24 protein-coding genes are annotated in these 23,975 nt (G+C 50.0%); 12 read left to right on the top strand and 12 right to left on the bottom strand.

The window, feature by feature from the left end; all coding sequences use genetic code 11:
- Nucleotide 1: 1 nt before the first annotated feature.
- Complete coding sequence (gene rpsT / locus Pelsub_RS07640; protein ID WP_116224316.1) at nucleotides 2-265, bottom strand: 30S ribosomal protein S20; 264 nt, start codon at nucleotides 263-265, stop codon at nucleotides 2-4.
- Nucleotides 266-580: 315 nt separating this feature from the next.
- Here rpsT and crcB point away from each other — a divergent pair, with 315 nt between their 5' ends.
- The 7 genes from crcB (at nucleotide 581) to Pelsub_RS07605 (ending at nucleotide 6,497) form a co-directional block, all read left to right on the top strand.
- Entirely contained in the window at nucleotides 581-955 is a 375-nt protein-coding gene (gene crcB, locus Pelsub_RS07635; protein WP_116225014.1) for a fluoride efflux transporter CrcB, read from the top strand.
- A gap of 340 nt (nucleotides 956-1,295) precedes the next feature.
- Nucleotides 1,296-1,466 carry a lysine biosynthesis protein LysW gene (gene lysW / locus Pelsub_RS07630; RefSeq protein WP_116224317.1) on the top strand — a complete coding sequence of 57 codons (171 nt, stop codon included), beginning with the start codon at nucleotides 1,296-1,298 and terminating at the stop codon, nucleotides 1,464-1,466.
- A 20-nt stretch (nucleotides 1,467-1,486) separates the two neighbouring features.
- A complete protein-coding gene (gene lysX / locus Pelsub_RS07625) occupies nucleotides 1,487-2,383 on the top strand; it encodes a lysine biosynthesis protein LysX (RefSeq protein WP_116224318.1) in 897 nt (298 codons plus the stop codon).
- On the top strand, nucleotides 2,377-3,411 hold the full coding sequence (gene argC, locus Pelsub_RS07620) for an N-acetyl-gamma-glutamyl-phosphate reductase (protein ID WP_116224319.1): 1,035 nt from the start codon (nucleotides 2,377-2,379) through the stop codon (nucleotides 3,409-3,411). Before lysX ends, argC begins: the two co-directional genes overlap by 7 nt.
- Nucleotides 3,412-3,453: 42 nt before the next feature.
- The gene (locus tag Pelsub_RS07615) at nucleotides 3,454-4,257 is read left to right on the top strand and encodes a [LysW]-aminoadipate kinase (RefSeq protein WP_116225015.1); all 804 of its coding nucleotides are present in this window, start codon (nucleotides 3,454-3,456) and stop codon (nucleotides 4,255-4,257) included.
- A gap of 24 nt (nucleotides 4,258-4,281) precedes the next feature.
- Complete coding sequence (locus tag Pelsub_RS07610; protein ID WP_116224320.1) at nucleotides 4,282-5,457, top strand: aspartate aminotransferase family protein; 1,176 nt, start codon at nucleotides 4,282-4,284, stop codon at nucleotides 5,455-5,457.
- Nucleotides 5,457-6,497, top strand: a complete 1,041-nt coding sequence (locus Pelsub_RS07605; RefSeq protein ID WP_116224321.1) for a [LysW]-lysine hydrolase — start codon at nucleotides 5,457-5,459, stop codon at nucleotides 6,495-6,497. Before Pelsub_RS07610 ends, Pelsub_RS07605 begins: the two co-directional genes overlap by 1 nt.
- A gap of 148 nt (nucleotides 6,498-6,645) precedes the next feature.
- On the opposite strand, the gene Pelsub_RS07600 is transcribed toward Pelsub_RS07605, so the two are convergent.
- From Pelsub_RS07600 to Pelsub_RS07580, 5 genes are all read right to left on the bottom strand, one after another.
- Nucleotides 6,646-7,044, bottom strand: a complete 399-nt coding sequence (locus Pelsub_RS07600; protein WP_126440454.1) for a hypothetical protein — start codon at nucleotides 7,042-7,044, stop codon at nucleotides 6,646-6,648.
- A gap of 115 nt (nucleotides 7,045-7,159) precedes the next feature.
- A complete protein-coding gene (locus Pelsub_RS07595; protein ID WP_116224323.1) occupies nucleotides 7,160-7,909 on the bottom strand; it encodes an alpha/beta fold hydrolase in 750 nt (249 codons plus the stop codon).
- Nucleotides 7,910-8,044: 135 nt separating this feature from the next.
- Nucleotides 8,045-8,776 carry a hypothetical protein gene (locus Pelsub_RS07590; RefSeq protein ID WP_116224324.1) on the bottom strand — a complete coding sequence of 244 codons (732 nt, stop codon included), beginning with the start codon at nucleotides 8,774-8,776 and terminating at the stop codon, nucleotides 8,045-8,047.
- The gene (locus Pelsub_RS07585) at nucleotides 8,773-9,624 is read right to left on the bottom strand and encodes a 4Fe-4S binding protein (protein ID WP_116224325.1); all 852 of its coding nucleotides are present in this window, start codon (nucleotides 9,622-9,624) and stop codon (nucleotides 8,773-8,775) included. The genes Pelsub_RS07590 and Pelsub_RS07585 overlap by 4 nt, the downstream gene beginning before the upstream one ends.
- A 99-nt stretch (nucleotides 9,625-9,723) precedes the next feature.
- The gene (locus Pelsub_RS07580) at nucleotides 9,724-10,122 is read right to left on the bottom strand and encodes a hypothetical protein (protein WP_126440452.1); all 399 of its coding nucleotides are present in this window, start codon (nucleotides 10,120-10,122) and stop codon (nucleotides 9,724-9,726) included.
- A 174-nt stretch (nucleotides 10,123-10,296) separates the two neighbouring features.
- Here Pelsub_RS07580 and Pelsub_RS07575 point away from each other — a divergent pair, with 174 nt between their 5' ends.
- Nucleotides 10,297-10,734, top strand: coding sequence for a hypothetical protein (locus tag Pelsub_RS07575; protein ID WP_116224327.1), 438 nt, complete (start codon nucleotides 10,297-10,299; stop codon nucleotides 10,732-10,734).
- Between the two features lie 105 nt (nucleotides 10,735-10,839).
- Here the strand turns inward: Pelsub_RS07575 and Pelsub_RS07570 are convergent, their stop codons facing one another.
- The 3 genes from Pelsub_RS07570 to Pelsub_RS07560 form a co-directional block, all read right to left on the bottom strand.
- The gene (locus tag Pelsub_RS07570; RefSeq protein ID WP_116224328.1) at nucleotides 10,840-12,015 is read right to left on the bottom strand and encodes a phosphoglycerate kinase; all 1,176 of its coding nucleotides are present in this window, start codon (nucleotides 12,013-12,015) and stop codon (nucleotides 10,840-10,842) included.
- An 85-nt stretch (nucleotides 12,016-12,100) separates the two neighbouring features.
- Nucleotides 12,101-13,153 (bottom strand): type I glyceraldehyde-3-phosphate dehydrogenase, encoded by a 1,053-nt coding sequence (gap, locus tag Pelsub_RS07565; protein WP_116224329.1) that lies wholly within the window; start codon nucleotides 13,151-13,153, stop codon nucleotides 12,101-12,103.
- A 40-nt stretch (nucleotides 13,154-13,193) separates the two neighbouring features.
- Nucleotides 13,194-14,567, bottom strand: coding sequence for a gluconeogenesis factor YvcK family protein (locus Pelsub_RS07560; protein WP_116224330.1), 1,374 nt, complete (start codon nucleotides 14,565-14,567; stop codon nucleotides 13,194-13,196).
- Nucleotides 14,568-14,642: 75 nt separating this feature from the next.
- Between Pelsub_RS07560 and Pelsub_RS07555 the strand changes: the two genes are divergently transcribed.
- The 3 genes from Pelsub_RS07555 to Pelsub_RS07545 are packed head-to-tail and all read left to right on the top strand — an operon-like array spanning nucleotide 14,643 to nucleotide 18,590.
- Nucleotides 14,643-15,572, top strand: a complete 930-nt coding sequence (locus Pelsub_RS07555) for an ROK family protein (protein ID WP_116224331.1) — start codon at nucleotides 14,643-14,645, stop codon at nucleotides 15,570-15,572.
- A gap of 60 nt (nucleotides 15,573-15,632) precedes the next feature.
- Entirely contained in the window at nucleotides 15,633-17,192 is a 1,560-nt protein-coding gene (locus tag Pelsub_RS07550) for a sensor histidine kinase (protein WP_116224332.1), read from the top strand.
- Between the two features lie 48 nt (nucleotides 17,193-17,240).
- Nucleotides 17,241-18,590 (top strand): CpXC domain-containing protein, encoded by a 1,350-nt coding sequence (locus Pelsub_RS07545; protein WP_116224333.1) that lies wholly within the window; start codon nucleotides 17,241-17,243, stop codon nucleotides 18,588-18,590.
- A gap of 4 nt (nucleotides 18,591-18,594) precedes the next feature.
- Here the strand turns inward: Pelsub_RS07545 and Pelsub_RS07540 are convergent, their stop codons facing one another.
- Nucleotides 18,595-19,266, bottom strand: a complete 672-nt coding sequence (locus tag Pelsub_RS07540; protein ID WP_116224334.1) for an FHA domain-containing protein — start codon at nucleotides 19,264-19,266, stop codon at nucleotides 18,595-18,597.
- 77 nt (nucleotides 19,267-19,343) lie between these two features.
- On the opposite strand from Pelsub_RS07540, the gene Pelsub_RS07535 reads away from it, so the two are divergent.
- Nucleotides 19,344-20,321 (top strand): serine/threonine protein kinase, encoded by a 978-nt coding sequence (locus tag Pelsub_RS07535; protein WP_232528626.1) that lies wholly within the window; start codon nucleotides 19,344-19,346, stop codon nucleotides 20,319-20,321.
- On the opposite strand, the gene Pelsub_RS07530 is transcribed toward Pelsub_RS07535, so the two are convergent.
- Both Pelsub_RS07530 and Pelsub_RS07525 read right to left on the bottom strand, forming a co-directional pair.
- Nucleotides 20,318-23,125 carry a glycoside hydrolase family 3 N-terminal domain-containing protein gene (locus Pelsub_RS07530; RefSeq protein WP_116224336.1) on the bottom strand — a complete coding sequence of 936 codons (2,808 nt, stop codon included), beginning with the start codon at nucleotides 23,123-23,125 and terminating at the stop codon, nucleotides 20,318-20,320. The two genes, Pelsub_RS07535 and Pelsub_RS07530, sit on opposite strands and share 4 nt — an antisense overlap.
- Nucleotides 23,126-23,160: 35 nt before the next feature.
- A complete protein-coding gene (locus Pelsub_RS07525) occupies nucleotides 23,161-23,919 on the bottom strand; it encodes a glycerophosphodiester phosphodiesterase (RefSeq protein WP_158675032.1) in 759 nt (252 codons plus the stop codon).
- Between the last annotated feature and the right edge of the window lie 56 nt (nucleotides 23,920-23,975).

The raw sequence follows: 23,975 nt of genomic DNA, 5'->3' as shown, positions 1-23,975 counted from the left end.
ACTAGCTCATGCTGTGAAGCTGTTTCATCAGGCGGCTCTTCCGGCGAGCGGCATTGTTCTTGTGGATAATGCCTTTTGAAGCGGCCACATCCAATTTGCGAATAGCGGCTTTTACTTCTACGGTTGCTTTCTCCTGATCACCTTCAACAATGGCCTCACGCGCGTTCTTGATCTGCGTGCGAGCACTGCCGCGGTATACTCGGTTATGCAAACGGCGTTTCTCGTTCTGCCGATTTCGTTTAATTGCGGATTTAATATTTGCCAAAACTTCCTCCAATACACATAATGATCAATGACGAGTTATTTTACTAGACAGTCTTGTTATTGTCCAGTCGTGGGATAAACCAGTTTCTGATCCGAATCTGTCATCTGGTCAAAGATTTCGGTATGATTTCCGCAAAATAACCCATATCATTGCTTTCTCTTGACATGTATCCAATTCTGGATAGAATTGCTTCCCATTGAGGCACGTCTGAGATCTATCGAATTGCCGATCATTGCTGATGGCCTCTGCCATTTTTTCATCATGGCAGGGGTTTTCGATTTAAAAACATATTTAAAAGGATACCTCTCACCTCGCATGGACGAATTCTTGATCATTTCTATTGGTGCGGTTCTGGGCGCAAATGCGCGCTATCTGGTTAACGGTTGGGTTATTAATAGAATGGGAAATAGCTTTCCCCACGGTACATTTCTGATCAACTTTACCGGCAGTTTATTGTTGGGATTTTTTCTCTCTGCGGCGGCAGAACACCCGGTTATTAATCCGCGCTGGTACCTTTTCATTGGCATCGGTTTTCTGGGCGCGTTCACAACCTTCTCGACCTATGTATATGAAAGCTTCATTCTCCTCTATCAGGGTCAATGGGGGCTGGGACTGCTCAACATCTTCAACAGCACCGCGCTGGGCATTATCGCCATCGGTCTGGGATTTTTCCTGGGAAAGCAAATCTAACGCGTAAGATAAAAGCGAATTCCTTCACAATAAATAGAATTTCAATCTTTGGGATTGTTTTACAGTATTTTCATCATTTTAATTTCTTCCTTGACAAGGAACTCTGGCGTGATAAAATTGCGCCTAATATGTTCTTAAAACGTGTACGAATCAATGCTCGACGACCGCAAACCCCTTCTTCCAAGAAGGATGGGAGCTTTTGATTTGTCGAAAGGAATCCGTACACTAGTGGAATAGAACGCCACAGGGAATTCTGAACAGCTCTCCTTCTTGGAGGGCTGTTTTTTTTGCCTGCTGGTTACTTTATCTAAAAATGAATGAAATTTAAGGAGAAATAAAAATGAGTACTGTAAATTGTGTGGAATGTGAAGCGGAAATCACTCTGGAAGACGGCACCGAAGTCGGTGAAATTCTGGTTTGCCCGGATTGCGGCGTAGATTTGGAAGTTACCTCGCTGGACCCGGCCGCTTTGGAGTTAGCCCCCATGGAGCAGGAAGACTGGGGCGAATAGCCTCAACCTGTTGATATCCCATGATTGGTAAACCCCATATCGGTGTCCTTTTTTCCCGCGTAAGGGTAGAAGAAAAATGGATCTTCTCCGCGCTGGAAAAGCGGGCTGTGGATTATGAACGGTTGGATGATCGCACCATCTCATTCGACCTGGAACAACCCCAGCCCTGGCAGGCTTTTGATGCAGTGTTAGAACGCAGTATCAGCTTTACCAGCGGGTTGAACGCTACCCGATTGCTGAATGCTTTCGGCGTCCCAACCGTAAACAGCGCGGCAGTGGCCGAAGTTTGCGGCGACAAGCTGGTCACTTCGGCCCGATTAGCGCAAGCCGGTGTGCCCCAGCCGCATGTGATGACCGCTTTCACTTCAGAAGCTGCCCTTGAGGCCATCGAAACCATGGGGTACCCGGTAGTGCTCAAGCCGGTAGTCGGCTCGTGGGGCCGGCTGTTGGCCAAGGTCAATGACCGCGACGCAGCGGAAGCTGTGTTGGAGCATAAAGCTACACTTGGCTCCACCCAGCATTCGGTCTTTTACATTCAGGAATACATTCAAAAGCCCGAACGCGATATCCGCGCCGCGGTGATCGGCGACCGTGTCATCACGGCCATCTACCGTAAATCAGAACATTGGATCACCAACACTGCCCGCGGCGGTGAGGGTGAAATCTGTCCGCTCACGCCGGAAATCGAAGATCTTTGCCTGAGGGCGGCCAACGCGGTCGGCGGAGGTGTGCTGGCTGTAGATCTGGTGGAACATCCCCAAAAGGGGTTGCTGGTGAATGAAGTCAACCACACCATGGAATTTCATTCTCTACAGCCCACCAGCGGAGTGGACATTGCCGGTGAAATTGTGGAATATGTGCTAAAAACAGCCAATTCCGCCCAACATTCAACTCAAATCGAGGAGCAGGTATGCTAAATGTAAGTATTATTGGTGGGTCCGGGTACGGCGGCGGGGAACTCTTGCGGCTGCTGCTGGGGCATCCCCAGGTTCAAGTCCAACAGGTTACTTCCCGCGCGCATCTGGGTGAATTTGTCTATCAGGTACATCCCAATTTACGCAAACACACCACGTTGAAATTTTGCGATCCCGCCCAGGTGGAACCCGCCGATATCCTGTTTCTGGCATTGCCGCACGGTCAGGTGCAGACACAGATTGACCATTACGCCGAGCTGGCCCCCAAGATTATTGACCTCTCCGCCGATTTCCGTTTGAAAGATCCGGCTTTATATAAAAAATGGTACGGCCAACCGCATGCGGCACCGCAGTGGCTGGACAAATTCGTTTACGGCCTGCCGGAAATCCATCGCGGCGAAATTGCCGGCGCCAGTTACATCAGCGGAGTTGGCTGTAATGCCACCGCCAGCAACCTGGCGCTGCTGCCGCTGGTGAGCGCGGATCTGATCGATAAGAGCGCTCCGGTTTATATTGAGATTAAAGTCGGTTCTTCCGAATCCGGCGCGGCCGGCAACGCCGGATCGCTGCACGCCGAACGGGCCAACGTCATCCGCACCTTTTCATCCTTCGGCCACCGCCACACTGCCGAGGTCATACAGGAAAGCGGATTGAACGACGTGTCTCTTACCATGACCGCGGTCGATTTGGTACGCGGCGCCCTGGCGACGGTACACACCAAAGCTAAGGAAGGTATTGCCACCAAGGATCTGTGGAAAGCTTATCGCGCCGCATCCAACGACAACCCCTTCATACGGGTGGTCAAGGAACAGCGCGGCATTTATCGCGTGCCGGAACCCAAAATTGTAGCCGGCAGCAACTACGCCGACATCAGTTTCGACCTGGATGATAACAGCGGGCATTTAGTGTCCATTTGCGCCATCGACAACCTGATGAAAGGCGCTTCCGGGTCAGCCGTGCAGTGCATGAACATCATGATGGGTTGGGACGAGACGACCGGGCTGGAATTCTGCGGACTTCATCCCTATTAATTTTTATAGAAAGTCAGGATTTATTTCATGAGTGATTCATCCATCATTGTGGTCAAACTGGGCGGTACGGAAGGCGTGGACTTTTCCGCCATTTGCCAGGACGCGGCGGCTTTATTGGCACAGGGCCGACAGCTGGTGCTGGTGCACGGCGGTTCAGCCGAAGCCAACGCGCTGGGCGAAGGCCTGGGTAAACCACCCAAGTTCATCACCTCCCCTTCCGGTTATACCTCGCGCTACACCAATCGCGAAACGCTGGAAATTTTCTTGATGGCCGTCAACGGTAAGGTAAATTCCTTATTGACCGAACAACTGCAGCAGTTGGGCGTAAATGCCTTTGGGTTGAGCGGCCTGGACGGCCGCCTGATGGTGGCTACGCGCAAAGGCGCTATACAAAGCCTGGAGAACGGTAAACGGAAAATTATCCGCGACGATTACACCGGTAAAATTGAAACAGTCAACGCCAACTTGCTCACTTCCCTGTTGGGCATGGGCCTGCTGCCGGTCATCGCGCCGGTGGCTGTCAGCCAGGACGGCGAAGCTTTGAACGTAGATGCCGACCGCGCCGCGGCCATGGTGGCAGGCGCGCTGCACGCCGATACGCTACTGCTGCTCACGGCTGTACCCGGACTGATGGAGAAATTCCCGGATGAATCCACCCTAATATCCAATCTGCCGGCTGCCAAACTGGAAGCTGCGCTGGAATACGCCCGAGGGCGCATGAAAAAGAAAGTGCTGGGCGCCCAGGAAGCACTGCAGGGCGGCGTGGCGCACGTCATCATTGCCGATGGGCGCACGCCTGAACCAATTTCCGCCGCGTTGAATGGCAGCGGTACTCACATTCAATAATTTTTTTAAAGATATGGAATCATAATGAACATTATCGATACTGAAGCACAGTTTACTTCCGGCGTGTACGCCAAGCAGCCCATTGCCTTTGTGCGCGGGCTGGGCGCCACGCTGTGGGATGCGGACGGAGTTGAATATCTGGATTGCTCCTCCGGGCATGGGGTGGCCAACCTTGGGCATGCACATCCCAAGGTGGCCGCCTCAATATTCGCGCAGGCCAACCAACTTATCACCCTGTTCGAGTCCTTCCCCAATGACAAACGTGCCGAACTGATGGCAAAATTAACCACTCTCACCCCCGGTCTGGAACGCGTTTTCTTCTGCAATTCCGGCACCGAAAGCGTGGAAGCGGCCATCAAGTTTGCGCGCGTTTCCACCGGCCGCAGCGGCATCATTGCCGCCATGCGCTGTTTCCACGGCCGCACCATGGGTGCGCTGTCCGCAACCTGGAACAAACGCTACCGCGAACCCTTTGAACCGCTGGTGCCCGGCTTCAGCCACGTACCGTATAACAACATCGAGGCGCTGGAAAAGGCCGTCACGGATGAAACCGCCGCGGTCATTTTGGAAGCACTGCAGGGCGAGGGCGGTGTTTATCCGGCAGACCCGGCTTACATGCAGGCTGCCCTGGAAATCTGCCACAAACACGGCGCGCTGCTAATCATCGACGAGGTGCAGACCGGCTTCGGACGCACCGGCAAGATGTTCGCCTACCAGCATTTCGGCATCACACCCGATTTGCTTTGTGTAGCCAAGTCGCTGGCCGGCGGCATTCCCATGGGCGCGGTGTTAATCGGTGAGAGCGTAAAGAATCTCGCTCCCGGCACGCACGGTTCCACCTTCGGCGGCAACCCCTTATCCTGCGCGGCCGCGCTGACCGTGCTGGAAGTAATGGAAGAAGAAAATATTCCACAACAGGCTGCCGAAAAAGGCGCTTACCTGATGGAAAAATTGAATGCCATCTCCTCACCTCTGATCCGTGAAGTACGCGGCATGGGGCTGATGATTGGTATTGAGCTTAAGCAAAAATCGACACCCTACATTAAAGCCCTGCAAGACAAGCACATCATTGCGCTCAATGCCGGACTGACAGTCATCCGCCTGCTGCCCCCGCTGGTGATCACCTACGAGCAGTTGGACGAAGTAGTTGCGGCACTGGCTGAAGTACTCCAGGGTGAACAACTGGGAGATGGAGACTGATGGCGCACGAGACACTGATTGGGCTGGTTTCGCAATACAGCCCCTCCGGCCTGGAGCAAAAGGCAGCAGAATGGCTGACCGAGCGGATGCAATCGCTCGGTTATTCGCATTCATTTATAGACGGTGCGGGCAACGCAGTCGGAATTATGGGAGACGGTCCGCGTCAGGTTGTTCTGCTGGGCCATATCGATACCGTCCCCGGGAATATTCCCGTAAAGGTTAACGAGGGTGTCTTATTCGGGCGCGGAGCGGTGGACGCCAAAGGCCCGCTGGCCTGTTTTACGGACGCCGTCTCACAGTTAGGCGAGGTGGAAGGCTGGCAATTTGTGGTGATCGGCGCGGTGGATGAGGAACGCAATTCCTGCGGCGCGCGTTTCGCTGTCACCAAATATCGCCCTGAATTTACAGTCATCGGCGAACCGAATCACTGGAACCGGGTCGCGTTGGGATACAAAGGCGTAGCCTGGTCCGAGATTACCGTCAGGCGTTCGCAAACCCACTCCGCCGGGATCCTGCGGACCGCCAGCGAAGCGCTCGTGAAAACGTGGCTGGCTGTCCAGGAGTTCGCCGGAAAGTACAACCAGGATAAGCCGCGCGTCTTCGACCAAATCTTATTAACATTGCGCGGTCTGCAATCCGGCGAGGATGATTTCTGGCAATGGGCAACCCTGCAATTGGATACGCGCTTGCCGCCGGGCATCAGCCCTGAAGAATGGTACACCTGGCTGAAAGAAGTGTGCGGCGACGCGGAAGTGGAGCGCAAAGGCTTTGCCGTACCAGCGCATGTGTGCGACAAGAACACACCTCTGGTGCGCGCCTTTTTAAGCAGCATCCGCGCGCAGGGCGGAACCCCGGCTTTTGTTTACAAAACCGGCACAGCCGACCTGAACACCGTCATGCCGACCTGGCAATGCCCAGCTTTGGTGTATGGCCCGGGCGATTCTACCCTGGACCATACCCTGGACGAACAGGTTTCCCTGGAAGAATACGAACAGGCGGTTCAGGTATTGGTGGGCGCGCTTACTAAGCTCAGTGCTTAAACCAATGAGCCAAAACGCGCCTGACAATTAAACAACTTCGCGGACGGGATACCAACTGTAACGTACGCCAACCAGAAGGTAGAGCAATCACTGACTGGAGGAAATTCGCCCAGCATATATATATTTTGTGTAGAAATTACACAGACTCTTATTGCGCTTTAAAACACTCAGATTTGATAATGGCGGCAATTCCGGTTCCTCCGCCAATGAAAAGAACTTCAATTGCCCCCATCCAATGCAATGAAGTGTTGCCATTGGTTGCTGTAAGGGCATAAATCAGATGGTGACCACCTAACAATATGCAAAGAGAAAGTGACACGATCGAGAGAATTTTTGCATATTCAATATTCCGTTTTAGGAGAGTAATAACAATTCCAATATCAATCCCAACGTTCCATAAGGCAATTTCCGTCTGCCATCCCCTACTGAAATTCCACACAGAAAAATCCGTTGCTATTTTTGGAAAAAACATCTGCCATGTAAATGCACCAATTGTCATAACTAAAAATATGATTAAATAAAAAAACAAGTATTTCTCTTTTTTCAAAATCATCACCTCCAAACAAATTCGAAAAAATAATTCTCTGAATGAAATTTCATTTTATCATTTAGCATTCTCGTAGCTTGATAAAAACCATTTCAGCTCAGGACAAACGCCAATCCTATATAAATTTTTTCAGGAAAAGGTCGCTGACCGCGTGGAATTCATCCGGCGCCGTCCACATCATGGGATGGTCGCCGTGTGCGTGGATGTAAGCGCGGCAATCCTCAATCTGGTCTACGATGGACCCGATCTGTGGGGCAAGATGGGGAAAAGCATCATCTTTTTTGCTGGCCGTGATCAACACCGGACATTTCACGTCACCCAAGCGTCCCGAGAAACAGTCACCGCCCGCCTCTACGAATTTCATGAACATGGCTGTGTCCGCGTCGACCACCTGCTCCCAATCCGGACCCTGCGCGTATTCCCAGAATCCCCGCTGCGCGTCTGTTTTTTTGGCCCGGTCTTTAACGACATTCTCCAGCGCGTTTTCTCTGGATATTCGATCTGCGAAGGAGTCGGCCACAACCGCGCGCACTTTCTCCGGATAATGGATCGCCATCAGCAGGGCCACGATCGCGCCGCCGCTGCTGCCCATCACCAGACAATTCTCAACATTCAGATGGTCAACCAGACTGCCCATTTGAAAGGCGGCTTGTTCCCACCAATTCACCGGCCATTCATCCATCCGCTCGGATTGTCCGGTTCCTAAAAAATCGGGGGCGATTGTGCGGAAACGGTCGCTAAAATAGTCTATTTCTCCCTGGTAGCAAATGGACGTGGCGGTATCTCCCGGCAGGATCAGAAGCAGCGGTCCCTCTCCCTGCGTCCGGTAGAAAAGTGTATGATCTTTCCATTGATAGGAAGGCATGATTCTTCCTTTTTACGTTGTAAACCGATGGGTAGATTATAAAGCTTTCATAAAAAAATGACCCCGGAACACCTGCCCAGAGCGGAGCGTGGGGTGTCGAAGGGTCATTTTTGTTTGACTTCCAGTTTGGAATTTCTATCGCGCGTCTACTACAGCTTGCAACTCCGTCTTGACCGACTCGAAATCCAGTCCACTTGCCAGAACAAAGTCCTTGATGACCGTCAGGTTTTCCGCCGGCATGGGCAGGCCCAGCACCGCTTCGATCTGTTCACGAGTAACACCCCACGATAACACTTCCGCGAAGGTGGTCTTGCCCCTGATGAAGGTGTCGGACTCTTCCTCTTCCACTACGGGGGCGGTCTCAACAGCGGCTTCCGGCGCAGCCAGCGTGTCCAGTGTTACGGTATGGCTGGCTAAATAGTCGTTCTGTTCCGCGGTCAGCTCACGGGTTTGCAGGAGCTGCACCGCGCTGTCCGGCAGGTAAGAAGTTTCAACTGTCAGGTCGTAAGGCAAGCCGGTGTAAAGCGCCACGAATAAGCGCACGGAAGCCGTCCCGATTTCAACTGCGCTGTCCTCATATTGCGCTTCCAATTCTTTCACCGGGAAGGCTGCCGGGTCGCTGGTTTCCACCTGGAAAGCCTGCGCCAGCACTTCTGCCGGTACGCCAAAGTTGGCCTGCACGTCGCCGAAGGTGTACGAGCCACGGATATCGGCCGGGTTGGGCATTCCGGCAAACTCACCTTCGGTGAAAGTTGCCGCTTCTTTGCTGCTCTCCGTCTGCCACCAGCCCAGGCCGCTGCTCAACAGGATACCGCCGAACAAGATAACCAGCACGCTGATCGCTAAAACATTGGATTTCAACTTCATTTCACACCTCCGGTGGAGTAATTAACCGTATCGGCCACCGGGCAAACCGCTTCAGAGGTGCATTCCAGGCAGGAGATACACTGGTGATCGCGCACGACCTTTTGAGTGTCTACGGGAATGTTCATCGGGCAGCGCTTGCTGCAGGCGCCGCAGGCAATACAGGTACTTTCCTGGCGTTTTATCTTGAACACGCGGAACAGGTTGCTGATACCCAGCACGGCGCCGTAAGGACAGGCGTACTTGCACCAGGGGCGTTCCATCACCAGTGACAGGGCCAGAGTAACAGCCAATACGATTACGCCACCGATGGCTAGCTCGCTGCTCCACAGGTTGAACAGGGCGAAATAAGGGTCATAATCCGAGAAGATCAGGGTGCCGCTGGCCGCGGTCATGTAAACGACCCAAGCCAGCACGACATAACGCGTGTAGCGCAGTACGCGGTCCAGCTTGGCCGGCAAGATGCGGTTGAAGCGGCGTTTGAAAAGCTTGCGGCCGATACCGCTGAAAAACTCCTGTACGCTGCCCAGGGGGCACACCCAGCCGCAGAAGACCGGGCCGAACAATAATGCCAACACAAAACCAATCACCATTAACGCGAAGGATGATTCGTGGATCTTCTGCACGAAAGTACCCACCGTGGCATATTGGTAAATTGTCACCACCCCGCCGAAGGGGCACAGCGCATGCAGCGACGCGTCCGAAAGAAAGGCTATGCCTTTGCCGCTTTCCGCCAGGGTGTGGTTAATTGAAATGAACCCGATCAGCACAAAGAAGAAGATCTGCACGACCTTGCGGATCTTGATGCTGCGTGGGCGAAAGAGAGTAATTTGCCTGCCAAACAATTTCATGGTGCTCCTCCGGAATAAGAAATAATTCAGAATAGCTTAAGTTTATGGGAAGATTATGAAGGAATTGTGAAGTTGGAATAATAACTTGATAAAACTATTTTACAGGATACCTGTGTTATAATCCCGCAGAATTTCGAAAGTGATTGCAGATTGTTGTCCCGGAAGAATCGATCGTTCAACCTTCCCTCTTACGATGATATTATGCTTACTCAAAGAAAGCAGCCCATATTCCTGCCTGGCTTCTACGTCCTCTGACTGCTGATCGCATCCGTATTGGCGCTGTGGTTCACCCGCAATTCCGATGCCCTTCCCTGGCGAGAAACCTCCGGGTATACGCAGAACGGTGCCGTATCCCAATGACAAGGTCTCTTTCTCGCCCAACCTGCCTACGCGCTTGGGTTGATTGCATACCAGAAACCGGTATTCAAAAACTCCGCAGCAGCTTTGCGTGAGGTTGAGACGGACTGCCCGGCTGCTATTGCGGTGATTTAAAAACAATTTCTGATCCTCCCTTTTTCGAGAGGGACTATTAATAATGTGGAACTTTTAACTGGCAGATCGATACTAACGACGCGGAAGTTAAAAACAGGAGTAGCTGCTGAGACCTTTTTGCGACAATTACGAGTACAGCTACCAATAAACACTATAAAGATGATTTAAAAAAGGAACCCTATGAAAAAACTTATCCCCATCATCACAGCCTTATTTTTCTTGTTGGTCTTTTCAGGCTGCCAAACCAGAGCACAAGATACCGACGAAACCCTTTTTTCGCTGGTTGTGGTGAACCAAACTGATGAAGAAATCTACGGTCTGCATTTCGAATATGAGCTGGATGGACAACCCAAAGCTGGAGGGGGAGTTATAAATGCCGATGGCTCACCGATTGGAAAAGAAGATACACTCACAAACGACTTTATCCCAGCCGATTTTCCTGAAAACGCCGACCTGCAGAATTTCTCCATTCAATATTACGTGATCCTCGCCAATGACGAGGAAGTTCAAGCCGGCGAGGAAATGGTCCTCAACCCGATGGATGGCAGTACTTATCTCCTTTTCCTGGAAGGCAACCGTACAGACGGTTTTACGATCCAACTGGAGACAGCTTCATGAGCCTATCTGCAAACCGATGGGATACTTTCTGAGATTCGTTATAACTAGATAAAAAAAGAACCCGCTGAATAGCGGGTTCTCGTTTATTACTCTTGAATAGTTGATTTACTTATCCATCAACGCGGCCAAACCGGGCAGTTGGATACCTTCCAACATTTCCAGTGAGGCGCCGCCGCCGGTGGAGATGTGCGAGATCTTGTCTGCCAGACCGGACTGCGCGATAGCAGCCGCGGAATCGCCGCCGCCGATGATGCTGATGGCATGGCTGTCCGCTACGGCTTTGGCTACCGCGAAGGTCGCCTTGGCAAAGTTGGACATCTCGAACACGCCCATGGGGCCGTTCCATACGACGGTACCGGCCTCGCTGATAACCTTGGAGAAATTCTTCACGGTTTCGGGGCCGACATCCAGAATGCGCCAGCCATCCGGAACCGGGCCGACATCGATGATCTTGGTCTGCGCGTCATTGTCGAATTTATCGGCAATGACCATATCCACCGGTAGACGCAGTTTGGAACCGCCTTCTTTCACCAGTTCGCGCGCGGTATCCAGCGCATCGTCTTCCACCAGGGAATCGCCTACAGGGTAACCTTGAGCTTTAAAGAAGGTGTTGGCCATGCCGCCACCGATCAAAACCGTGTCGGCTTTGGTGAGAAGGTTTTTGATCACGCCGATCTTGTCGCTGACTTTGGCGCCGCCCAAGATAGCCACAAACGGCCGCTTGGGATTCTCAATGGCCTGATCCAGGTATTTGATTTCCTTTTCCAACAGGAAACCGGCCACCGAGGGCAGGAATTTGGTCACACCTTCCGTGGAAGCGTGCGCGCGATGCGCGGAACCAAAGGCATCATTTACAAACACATCCGCCAATGAAGCCAGTTGGCGCGCCATTTCGGGATCGTTCTTCTTTTCTTCCTTGTGGAAGCGCGTATTTTCCAACACCAGCACATCGCCCGGTTTCAAAGCGGCGGCCGCAGCCTCGGCCTTGGGGCCGATGCAATCTTCGGCGAAAGCCACTTTTTTGTTCAGCAGTTCGCCCAGGTATTCGGCCACGGGTTTCATGCTGTATGCTGGATCGGGTTCGTCCTTGGGGCGGCCCAGGTGGGAGCACAGGATCAGCGCGGCGCCCTGATCAATCAGGTAGTTGATTGTTGGCAGCGCGGCGCGGATGCGGGTATCATCGCTGATCTTACCGTCCTTGATCGGAACATTGAAATCCACACGGACAAGTACTTTCTTGCCTTTGACATCAATATCTTTAACACTCTTTTTATTGAACATATTGACCTCTCTTTCTGACATAAAAAAGACGTAATCTGGGTCGCGAAGATTCAGATTACGTCTATTATTTTTCCTTTAGTTGAACTTACAGGCTCTTGGCAACCAGAGCTGCCAAATCAGTCGTTCTGCAGGAATAACCCCATTCATTGTCATACCAGGTCACAACCTTGATCAAGTTGCCACCCATGACCATGTTGTACTTGAGATCAACGATGGATGAACGCGGGTCGCCTTTGAAGTCCATGGAAACCAATGGATCGCCGTACTCACCACCGGTCACGCCCAGAATACCCTTGAGGGCGCCTTTGGAAGCGTCCACAAATGCAGCATTCAATTCGTCGCGGGAAATCGGTTTTTCGACTGTGGCCACGAAATCAACGATGGAAACCGTGGGGGTCGGAACGCGCAGGGAATAACCGTCAAATTTACCCTTCAACTCGGGGATGACCAACGCAACCGCTTTGGCAGCGCCGGTGGTGGTGGGAATAATGTTCTGACCGGCTGCGCGGGAGCGGCGCAGTTCTTTCTTATGACCCTGATCCAGAATAACCTGGTCGTTGGTGTACGAGTGGATGGTGGTCATTACAGCATTTTGGATAACCCATTTGTCATTAACTACTTTAGCAGCGGGTGCCAGGCAGTTGGTGGTGCAGGATGCGTTAGAAAGCACGTGATGAATCTTGGGATCATACTTGTCTTCATTCACACCCAGAACGATGGTGATGTCTTCATTTTTGGCGGGGGCGGAAATGATGACTTTCTTCGCGCCGCCTTTGGTAATGTGAACATTTGCGCCGGGTTTGCCTTTGTCGGGATCACCTTTTGCATCGGTGAAGATACCGGTGGATTCAATGACAATATCCACACCCAGATCTTTCCAGGGTAAAGCACCCGGATCTTTTTCGGCAAAAACTTTGATCTTCTTGCCATCAATCATCAACCCACCTTCGACAGCTTCAACTGTACCGGGATATCTGCCATAACTTGAATCATACTTAAAAAGATGGGCATTCGTATTGATATCGAACAAGTCATTAATTGCTACAACTTCCAATTCGTCACCGTGACGTTCAATCATAGCTTTCAATACTTGCCGGCCAATACGACCAAAACCATTAATTCCTACTTTAACTGTCATAACGAGCCTCCAAATATTTTTTTGAATTTTACCATGCGACTTAATATTCTAAGCCATTTTCGCTTGAAACGCTATCCAATTTTCCCTTTACCAGCGGACCAGTCTTTTCGTAATATAAATCAGAAATTGTCTCCGCCAATAAATCGGAATCGTGCCGCCAGGGATTATCCTTGTTCACCAGATGGGCAAAATACACCGAATATTGTTCTTCAATGTCCGAATCCGGAAGAACATACTCAATTCCCTTGGGAAGTTTCACGCTGAAATTATTATTACATAAAATCAAATCAAAGTGTAAATCATGCAAATGCTTTTCGATCACGCGAATGTGATCCAGGCACTTATACCCTGTGGTTTCCCCTGCTTGATTAGCCACGTTTACGATAAAAAATTTGAGCGCTTTACTGGCCCGAATGGCATCCGCCAGGCCGGGCACCAATAAATTGGGCAGCACACTGGTATAAAGGCTGCCGGGGCCGATCACTATCAGGTCGGCCGAAAGGATGGCTTGTACTGCCGGCGGGAAAGGCAGCGGATTGCTGGGTTCGATCCACAGCCGGTTGATTTTTCCGTCTATTTTGGGAATCTGGCTCTCGCCCACCACCTTAACTTCGCTGTCTTCGTTGGGCAGCTTGATTTCTGCTACTAATTTAACATCGTGCAAAGTTGACGGCATCACCCTGCCGCGTACAGCCAATACCCGCCCGGATTCCGCCACCGCTTCCTCGAAGCTGCCGGTGATATCCGTCAGGGCGCTGATGAACAGGTTGCCTAAGGAGTGACCATTAACCCCTGCCCTGTCACCGAAACGATATTGGAAGATATGCGAAATCATTTCCTCATCGTCGGCCAAAGCCGTCAGACAGTTGCGGATGTCCCCAGGCGGTAAAATGCCTAAATTCCGGCGTAATTCACCCGAAGACCCGCCGTCATCTGCCACCGTCACGATAGCCGTGAGGTTATGCGAATATTTCTTCAATCCGCGCAGCAGGCTGGACAGCCCTGTACCGCCGCCAATCGCCACAACCTTGGGACCTTTAGCCTTTTTACGATAATTTGAGATTGTATCGGTGACCGGTTGGCCGGGTTTCATAAACGGCCGTAGCACCGAACGATTTAGTTCCACAATACCGAATAAAAGGATCACCAGCCCGATCCCGCCAAAAACGGTGAAACGCAGCCAGCGTGGAAACGAAGAAAGCGACACAGCCACGAGAAAATGGCGCAGCCAGGGGATGGTTGTGGTGCGATACGTATCCAGCAGGATAACCGCGAAACCGAGCGCGATGAAAGTTGTCCCCGCCAAGATTACAAGCAGCCAACGCTTCACACCAATACCGGGGGTCATCCAGAAGGAAAAATTGGAGGAAAATCTGCGGATTTTAGCTTTTAGATTAGTAGATTTAAATTGCATTGCAAATCGAATAATAGCAGTCTTTAAGACCCGCGTCAACACAAAGAAAATACCTTTCAGGCTATAATAATTTTTATGGATGCCATTATTACACTTGATATCGGTGGAACGAATACAAGGTGTGCCCTTTTTCACACTGAAAAGGACGATCCGGTCAGCATTGAAAAAGTAAACACCAGTGTCAACAACGAACCGGCTATTAATCGCATTATCGAAGTCGTCGAGAAAAGCTGGCCGAAGGACCGCAAAGTGGTCGGAATTGCCGCGGCAGCGCCCGGATCAATTGATGTCATAAAAAACGAAGTGATTCTGGCACCCAATATTGCCGGTTGGCAGGATTACCCCTTGGGTGAGATCCTGGAAAAGCATTTCAACACAAAAGTATTGGTCAACAATGATGCGCGCATGGCTGCGGTAGGCGAATGGAAACGCGGCGCAGGACGCGGGCATAACGACATCTTGTATTACACCGTCAGCACCGGTTTGGGCGGCGGCGTGATTACCGGCGGGCATATTTTGCAGGGATCGCGCGGTATTGCCACCGAAGTCGGCCACATAGTTTTGGATGACAACGGCCCGTTATGCGGATGCGGAAAAGCCGGCCATTTCGAATCCTATTCTTCCGGAACCGGTATCCAACATCACGTTGAACGAAAAATAAAAGAAGGCGCAGCCACGATTTTGAAAACAGCGGCTCCCAGCTCACGCGAAATCGCCGAAGCGGCCAAGGCGGGTGATGAACTGGCATTGGAAGCATTTGAGATTGGCGGTTATTACATGGGTATTGCTGTTTCCAATTACCTGCATATCTTCAATCCAACCTGTGTAATTTTCGGGGGCGGCGTAACCCTGAGCTTTGATTTGATCATGCCTTCCTTCCGAGCATCACTGGAAAAACACGTCCTCAACCCTCTTTATTTGAAAGACCTCAAAATTGCGCTTGCCGAATTAGGGGATAACGCCGGGTTGATTGGCACTTATGAGTACATGAAACAAAACGTTTAAATATTAAGAAATATTTTAGATTTTTATTTACATAACTGTAATTTAATATAGCCATTAATTATGCTGCCTGATATCCGAGTTCGACAAAGAGATTATTTATTAGAGATATCCAGAGCGCTCACGCAAGAGCTTGATCTGGATACCTTGTTAAAACGCATCCTCAAAGTCTCCATCGAATTATTAGCCGGCCAGGCAGGGTTGATTGTCCTGCGCAGTCAGGACGGCTTATGGCACCCGCGCGTGGCCGAAGGTATCTCTCCAGCTTTCCTGGAGGAGCTTACACCTCTATTAAAGGCCATTCCGGATCACGAAAACCCCGAAGAATTTGAAATTCCTGAAGTCAATCGCATCCTCAGCCAGTTGACACTGGCTGCTACGCTGGGATTAATGAGCGGGGTTGGGCTGCCCATGGTTACACAAAAACACGTATTGGGCGTGATTTTCATCTTCCGTGGTTACCCCGGCGTTTTTTCGTTGAACGACCGTAACGTGCTCAGCAGTTTTGCCAACCAGGCCGCCATTGCGGTACGCAATGCCCAGCTTTACACCACCGCCGTGCGCAACAAACAGCACTTGGATACCGTGCTGGATTCCGCCGCCGACGGCATTCTGATTCTGGGCCCTAATCAGATCATCGATCGCTGCAACCCGGCTTTTTCGAGGATGATTTCCCTGCCTGTTGAAGAAATTCAGGGTAAACCTCACGACGAAGTTCTGCGTTTTGAGAAATTGACCCATGACGTAAAGCTTGAGGACGCCTTAGCGGGCGGCTGGCCGCTGAATTCTCACGCGCAGCTTTATGTTGAAGGGGATCTGAAACGGAAGGACGCTTCTTCAGTCCCGGTCGGCATCACCTACGCGCCCCTGCTCTCCCCGGAAGGTATTCTGACCAACATTATTGCCTCTGTGCGTGACATCACGCGGTTCCGCCAGGCGGAAGAGATGAAGACCACTTTCATTTCCGTTATCAGCCACGAATTGAAAACCCCGGTAGCATTGATCAAAGGGTACGTCTGCACGCTGCTGCGCGAAGACGCCAATTGGGACAGCGACTTTGTAAAAGAAAGCCTGACCATCATTGAAGAGGAATCCGACCGCCTGAACTTATTGATTGAGAACCTGTTGGATGCCACCCGTTTGCAGGCAGGCGGCGTAAGCCTCAAGAAATCCGACGTGGATATTCCCGCAATCGCAAAACGATTGGCCACCCGTTTTCAAACGCAAACAGACAAACACACACTTACAGTTGATTTTCCTGAAGATTTCCCCACCATCTTCGCGGATGAATCCCGCATTGAGCAGATCATCAGCAACCTGATCTCCAATTCCATTAAATATGCCGAGAAGGGTGAAATTCACATCAGCGGAGACAAACGCAAGAACAACGTCATTGTGTGTGTCAGCGATGAAGGTGAAGGAATTGCCCCTCAGGATATGCCCTACATCTTCGACCGCTTCTATCGATCCTCGGACGCCATGCGCACGAAAAAAGGCGCGGGGCTGGGTCTTTACCTGGCGAAATCGATTATGGACGCGCACAACGGAAATATCTGGGTCGATACCGATTATAAAAATGGTGCAAAAATTTGTTTTTCATTACCTTACGGTAATGATATTTAGATTGTAAATATACAAGCAATTTTATTTTAAATAAGAAAAGAGAAAACGATGCCCCAAACACAAGCTACTTGCCCCCAATGCCGACAACCTGTTGCTGTTGAAGTACAACAGTTATTTGATGTCGGCCAAGAACCGCAAGCCAAACAGAAACTGCTTTCCAATGCTGTAAACTTCATGCGCTGCCCCAATTGTGGATTTCAGGGTCTGCTGCCAATTCCGATCGTCTATCACGATCCGGATAAAGAACTGCTGTTGACCTTCTTCCCTCCCGACCTGAGCACGCCTGTCAACGAACAGGAAAGGCAAATCGGCCCGATGATCCAACGTGTAATGGACAATTTGCCGCAGGAAAAACGCAAAGCTTACCTGCTTCAGCCGAAGAGTATGCTGACCTACCAGACATTGATCGAAACCATCCTGGGAGCGGACGGCATCACCAAAGAGATGCTGGAAGCACAGCAAAAACGTGTCAGTCTGCTGGAACGGCTGATCACCACACCCAAAGATGATCGATTGACCATTGTCAAACAAGAAGAAGCCCTTATCGATATGCACTTCTTCTCCATCTTGAACCGCATTCTTCAATCAACTCTTGCGCAGGGCGACCAGGCTTCGCAGAAAGAGTTGATGGATTTACAACAACTCCTGTTTGGTAACACTGCGGAAGGCAAGAAAATCTACGCCCAGGCAAAAGAATCAGAGACGGTCATCAAAGCGCTGCAGGAAGCCGGGAAAGACGGTCTGACGCGGGAAAAATTGTTGGATGTGATCCTGAACCACCAATCCGACGTACAGATATCCACACTGGTAAGCATGGCTCGCTCCGGCATGGATTATGAATTCTTTAAATTGTTGAGCGATAAGATTGATCAAGCCGGCGATGATGAAAAGAAAAAACTGACTGAATTGCGCGAAAAGCTGCTGCATCTGACGGAAGAAATTGATAAACGGGTCAAAGAGGAATTTGACCATACCAAAACAACCCTGGAAAAAATTCTGGCTGCCCCCAACATCGAAGCAGCCATGCAGGAAAACATTGAAGAAGTCAATGAATTCTTCGTACAGATTCTGGAAACTGAGTTATCCGCAGCGCGCAAGAGCGGTAACCTGGAACGCATCAATAAACTTGAACAAGTGATGATCTTCATTGAAAAAGCAACCCAGCCCAATGAAGAAGTTCAATTCCTGGAAAGCCTGCTGGATATTGAGGAAGATGCAAAACTTGAGGAAACTCTGAAAGCCAACCAGGATAAGATCACCCAGGAATTCCTGGGACTGCTTAATTCCGTGGTTTCCCAGGCCGACAGCCAGGGTGCGGAAGCAGCTATGATGGAGCGCTTAAATAAGATCTACAAGATTGCGCTGCGGATTTCCATGCAAGCTAACTTAAGTAAATAACGAATTAATTAAAAGAGTCGTTTTCGAATTTGAATCCTACTCCTCTGACGGTAAGAATATAGTCATGAGTAGGATCAATTTTATGTAAACGCCCGCGCAGCCTGCGGACCAAAGCATCCAGTGCCTGTTCGGTCACGCCTACGGCTTCATCCTCCCCCCATACGGCATTCACAATATCTTCTCGCGAAACTACACAATCTGGATTCTCATACAAAAATACCAATAATTCATATTGAGATACGGAGAGAGCCGGAATTAATTCTTTTTCGCCGATCCAAATACGGCGTGCTTTTTTATCAATGAACAACTTCTGACTTCCAGCTTGTTCATCGATTGCCGTCTGCCCCAATGGTAAAGTGGCATCGGAGCTGACAAATAAGAATTCCTGGACCAACCCGACGATAATCTCATCCCCATCCTTCAACGATGTTGGACCGTCCACAAATTCCCCGTTTAACAAAGTTCCGTTTTTGCTGTTTAAATCAGCCAGTGCGTTTCCATTATTATTATGCTTCTGGATTTGAGCGTGTTTTCGGGAAACCTGGCGGTCGTTGATAACAATATCGCACAATGGATCTCTACCAATAATGATTTCTTTATTAATTGGCCAAATTTGCCCCTGCAGCGGGCCGTTTTGGGCTAACAAGAAAGGGACTTCGTTTACAGGTTCAATCATATATTTCTCTATCTCTTCTAAGAAGTATAATATAGCAAATATCTTAAAAAAACAATGTTCAAGGAATTTTGATGCCTATGCCTCTCTCAAGCGGCGACTTGTTGCGCAGCCGTTACAAAATAAAAAGGATCATCGGTCAGGGGGGAATGGGTAGTATCTACCTGGCTGAGGATACCCGTCTGAGCGGCCGGCAATGTGCACTTAAAGAAGTGGAGCACGATAAATCCCTTGACAAACAGTTGAGCAAAGAAGCGCAAGAACAATTTAAACAGGAAGCGACCGTATTGGCCAGGTTGGATCATCCAAACCTTCCCAAAGTCTCCGATTTCTTTTCCAATGGTGATCGCGATTATCTGGTCATGGATTTTGTACCCGGCGACGATCTGCGCACGTTGATGTTGAAAGCCAAACACCAGAGCAAGTTCTTGAAAGAATCCGAGGTGCGTAAATGGGCCAACCAATTAGCGGACGCACTGATTTACCTGCACACCCAGGAGCCGCCTATCCTGCACCGCGACATAAAACCCAGCAACCTGAAACTAACCCCCAGCGGGCTGCTCAAATTGGTTGACTTTGGTTTGGTCAAAGTCCTCGCGCCGGGTGAAATGACCATCACCATCATTCAGGGACAAGGCACCGCGCTTTACACCCCCCTGGAACAGTACGGCGGAGATGGCTCCCACACAGATGTACGCAGCGATATCTATTCTTTTGGCGCCACGCTTTACCACCTGCTTACCAATACCCCGCCCGCCGACGCGCGCGAGCGCTTTATCAATCCGGAAAGTTTGCTTCCGCCGAGCAAAATCAACCCCGCTATCAGCACGCAAATGGAGCGCGCTATTCTTTGGGCTATGAACCTGCACCCCGATCAGCGGCCGGCCAGTATGACGCAATTGAGAGATTTTTTCACGGGAAATACGCCTTTTATTCAGCGGGACGCGGATGAAAAAATTAAATTCAGCGACCTTTTATTGATCCCTTTATTCAAAGCGATGTTTTATGTCTCACTGGGATTAACGTCAATAGGACTGCTGATTTCTCTATTAGTCTAACGGCCTTTTTCAAAGCCGATAATATGCTTCACAACCAGGTGCATTCCAAAGCCGAATATTGCTCCGCCGATTAATGTGACGATCAGTAAACTGGCATATCCCCCGGCCCCAACCCGTTCAGTGCTGCCGGGCAAACCCAGGATCAACCATAACGCTGTAAGCTGGCTGCCAATGGTAATGCTGATGCTGACATAAGCACGATCTTTTATATGAGCGTAGGTCTCTGAATTAAAGAAGAAAAGTAATCCACCGCCCCAGGCGAAAATACTGCTTAATAACCATTCCAGGAATGGACTGGTGTCTTTTTCGGTTTCCTCCGCTGGCACATTCTCCTGTGGTGACTCCATTGCTTCCATTCCATTGGCTTCATCCAAAGTAGGAATGGGTGTGGGAGTGATGGCACTAATAACAGTGCCTTGTTCGGGGGTAATGTTCAATACCAATATTTGAGAATTCAAGGCAGGTTCGCTGGTAACTCGAATTTCATGCACGCCTTCACTCTGTAATTTTATAGAAGTCCGTGCGACTCCATCCAATGTCGTGGCTTCGATCTGCTGGATGGTTACATTTTCACCCTGCTGGTTCAAGATAAATTTGACCACTGTTCCATCCGGCACGGCATGTCCATTATGATCCACGATCACGCCTGTTCGCACCGGCAGACTATCGCCCAGGTTGTACAACGGTTCCACAGCAGGCACTTCCGCCGTTTCAGTGCCTTCCGCCTGAGGTTCAGGGTTCATGCTGTCATCCACCATCAGCTCAATAATCTGATCAGCATCCGGCGTTGTTACCGTGATCAGATCATAGGCGATACCTGGAATGGAAACAGGAGAACAGCCGACCGGGTTTAATTCCTGAAATAGAATTCGCGCTGCCACTTCAATAAAGGATGGCAGTTTGCTGTAAAGGCCGTAGAAGGCAGTGAAAGCAGAAATATCGGTCGCGTCAAAATAATAAGGCGCGTTCAATGAAAACACGATTACATTTTTATTGCGGATGGAGTCAATTTTATCCGACAGCAAATTTTGCAGCGCGTCCCATCCCGGACGGTCGCTGTTATTATCCTGTACGACAAAAATAACCCAATTAGCCCGCGATAAGTTGGTCTCTAATTCCACACGATTAAATGGATTATCCACGTAATCCTGCAAGTCGGCGAAAGAATAAGACGTAAACTGGCTTTCCGATACCTGTCCGCTGCCCCTTGGTCCATACAATTTCAGGATTGCCTTCTGTAAACTGTCAGCAGAGACTATGTCCTGTGTTTGACAATCGCTGCATTGGCCGGCAGAAATCTCATCCGTGAAAATGACGATTTTCTCTCCATAAACCGGAACATCCGGAAGCGTGCTGGCAAGTTGGTCAATTTCCGGGCTAATTAACGTAACCGCGCTGCTGGCAACGTCAAAGGAAAATGTTGTTTCGTTGCCAATTTCTTCCAACCGGGATTCGTTTGGAATGACCTTCTCAATTTGAAATTCAGGATAAACCTCATATTTCATCGTTAGAATTCGCAAGACTGAAGCATCCACTTTGGCCGCAAAAGCCTGATCCTCACGATATTTTTGTATGAAGAAGCTGATTGTCTTTTTATAGGTTTCAAAGCGATTCGCATCACCTGTGGACAAAAACTGATCCATGTAGAGTAAATCATTGCCCGCCAAAAACGCATTGCGAGCCACCTGCCGGCCGTCGAAATTTTGTCCACTGGGGCTGAAAAATTTTCGTACGGCATCGCTGCCCAAATCTTCACTGACTAATAAACCGCCTTTGCTGCGCCAGGTTGAAAATTCCGACAGGTTCATTAACAAATCCACCGCCGTTTGATCGAAACTAACCGGCTTGGTTGTTGCGCGAATATTGCCTTGAAAGCCCTGGTAGCGGATATGGCTCAGCAGCAATCCATCGGTGATTAATTCAGGGTCGTCAGCGCTTGAATTGGCTACCTGAAAAAAGGGTGTCAATTCAATTAATTTCAACTGCTCCAATGATTTTCGAACTGTTGCTACTTCTTCCTCCGGCAGACGATCCGAACTTCCACGGCCGGGGAAATTCTTGGCAATTACAGCCATCTGGTCATTACTGCCTGAATGCAGGCCTTTGATGTAAGCCTTGCCCATTTCCCCCACCCAATATGGGTCGCCGCCAAAAGTACGCACCCCTAAATCATCACCGCTCTCGTTATAGGTAATATCCAAAACGTCCAAAGAGGGGCCGATGAAGAAATTAATCCCTAAAGCGGAAAGTTCGCTTCCCTGAATCGTACCGGCCTTTTCGGCCAAATCCACGTTCCAGGTTGCCCCGATTGCCATTTCGGAAGGAACCGGTGAAAGGCCGTCCAGAATTTGATCATAGGGATATGAATCACCGGCTTGCGACAATCCGATAAACAACGGGATGAAATCATTGATTGCCGAGCCTTCTTCGGTTTCGATAAGATTATCGTGTGCCTGCCATTCAATATTTTGCAGCCCGGAGATCAAATCGTAAGTGGAAGCAACCGTATCGTCCGGCCCGCTGAAATTGTTATTGACTCGTTTGAGGATTACTCCGCCAATGTGATAATTAGTGATCAGATCATAAATTTGGGATTCCTGGTCGATTTCACGTCCGTCAAATGTCAACAGGAAAAGTTGTCCGACCCGTTCTTCCGGAGAGAGGCGCGCCATCATATTCACGGCACTGCGATATGCAGCCGATTTTGTTCCGTTATCCTGTGCAAAACCCGAGGAAAATGTAACCAGGGGCAACAGGCATGCCAATATTAGGGCCAGGATCGCTGACCTGCGCTTCTTCTCCATTTGAGCTTAATCATACTAGACAATTAGCCGGTTTATCAATGCGATTCGTGTAAAATCGCTAATAATTCCTCCGGATCGTCTCCGATCAGACCATCAATACCCCAATCGCGAAATCTAGCGGCTGCCGCCATATCATTCACCGTCCAAACGTTTACCCGCCTTCCATGGGCGTGCTCCCGGGCAAGGTAATCCGGCGTGATGTAGCTGGTGTGGGGATGAATGAAATGCGGTGAGATGAAGGAGAAAGCCCGTGAAGCCAGCACTCGCCCACCACAGCTGTTTTCGACCAGCAAAGCCACGCGCGCTTCCGGTAAAAGGCGTTTAATCCGCAAGAGATTGAGAAAATTAAATGAGGAGAATATCAGCGAATCCTGGTTTTTCATTTTGCGAACCAGATCCACAACGATTCTTGGCAGCGCGTCCAAAGGAGCATGATAATTCTTTAATTCAACATTGATCAGCAGCTTGCCTTGATAACGCTGGAAAACCTGCTCCAGTGAAGGTATTTTTTCATTCTGAAAATCAACCGAGAAGTCCGATCCCGTATCCAGGCGTTGGATTTGATCGAAGGTTAAATCGTCCACCCTGCCCTTGCCATCTGTGGTGCGATCCACCGTGCGGTCATGGATAACCACCGGTACGCCATCGCGGGTCAACATGGTATCCAATTCAATTGCGGGCGTACCTGAAGCAAGCGCCAGGTCAAAGGCCGCAATGGTATTTTCCGGCGCATATTTCGATGCGCCGCGATGTCCGAAGACTATGGGAGATTTTAATTCATCGATTAAATGCATTTTTGATTCCATTTTTTCGGGTATTTATTTACATTGATACACTATATCGCCTATGC

It is taken from the genome of Pelolinea submarina, assembly GCF_003966975.1.
Lineage (GTDB): Bacteria > Chloroflexota > Anaerolineae > Anaerolineales > Anaerolineaceae > Pelolinea > Pelolinea submarina.
The sequence above is the reverse complement of the archived record's forward strand: the minus strand, read 5'-3'. Positions and strand labels throughout refer to the sequence as shown.

Coding starts and splice junctions, on each gene's coding strand:
- Pelsub_RS07530 (WP_116224336.1), bottom strand. CDS start 23,125: ATGGAGAAGAAGCGCAGGTCAGCGATCCTGGCCCTAATATTGGCATGC.
- Pelsub_RS07525 (WP_158675032.1), bottom strand. CDS start 23,919: ATGCATTTAATCGATGAATTAAAATCTCCCATAGTCTTCGGACATCGC.
- Pelsub_RS07555 (WP_116224331.1), top strand. CDS start 14,643: ATGGATGCCATTATTACACTTGATATCGGTGGAACGAATACAAGGTGT.
- Pelsub_RS07545 (WP_116224333.1), top strand. CDS start 17,241: ATGCCCCAAACACAAGCTACTTGCCCCCAATGCCGACAACCTGTTGCT.
- Pelsub_RS07605 (WP_116224321.1), top strand. CDS start 5,457: ATGGCGCACGAGACACTGATTGGGCTGGTTTCGCAATACAGCCCCTCC.
- Pelsub_RS07570 (WP_116224328.1), bottom strand. CDS start 12,015: ATGTTCAATAAAAAGAGTGTTAAAGATATTGATGTCAAAGGCAAGAAA.
- Pelsub_RS07575 (WP_116224327.1), top strand. CDS start 10,297: ATGAAAAAACTTATCCCCATCATCACAGCCTTATTTTTCTTGTTGGTC.
- lysX (WP_116224318.1), top strand. CDS start 1,487: ATGATTGGTAAACCCCATATCGGTGTCCTTTTTTCCCGCGTAAGGGTA.
- lysW (WP_116224317.1), top strand. CDS start 1,296: ATGAGTACTGTAAATTGTGTGGAATGTGAAGCGGAAATCACTCTGGAA.
- crcB (WP_116225014.1), top strand. CDS start 581: ATGGACGAATTCTTGATCATTTCTATTGGTGCGGTTCTGGGCGCAAAT.
- Pelsub_RS07610 (WP_116224320.1), top strand. CDS start 4,282: ATGAACATTATCGATACTGAAGCACAGTTTACTTCCGGCGTGTACGCC.
- gap (WP_116224329.1), bottom strand. CDS start 13,153: ATGACAGTTAAAGTAGGAATTAATGGTTTTGGTCGTATTGGCCGGCAA.
- Pelsub_RS07550 (WP_116224332.1), top strand. CDS start 15,633: ATGCTGCCTGATATCCGAGTTCGACAAAGAGATTATTTATTAGAGATA.
- Pelsub_RS07595 (WP_116224323.1), bottom strand. CDS start 7,909: ATGCCTTCCTATCAATGGAAAGATCATACACTTTTCTACCGGACGCAG.
- Pelsub_RS07540 (WP_116224334.1), bottom strand. CDS start 19,266: ATGATTGAACCTGTAAACGAAGTCCCTTTCTTGTTAGCCCAAAACGGC.
- Pelsub_RS07560 (WP_116224330.1), bottom strand. CDS start 14,567: ATGCAATTTAAATCTACTAATCTAAAAGCTAAAATCCGCAGATTTTCC.
- argC (WP_116224319.1), top strand. CDS start 2,377: ATGCTAAATGTAAGTATTATTGGTGGGTCCGGGTACGGCGGCGGGGAA.
- Pelsub_RS07590 (WP_116224324.1), bottom strand. CDS start 8,776: ATGAAGTTGAAATCCAATGTTTTAGCGATCAGCGTGCTGGTTATCTTG.
- Pelsub_RS07585 (WP_116224325.1), bottom strand. CDS start 9,624: ATGAAATTGTTTGGCAGGCAAATTACTCTCTTTCGCCCACGCAGCATC.
- Pelsub_RS07535 (WP_232528626.1), top strand. CDS start 19,344: ATGCCTCTCTCAAGCGGCGACTTGTTGCGCAGCCGTTACAAAATAAAA.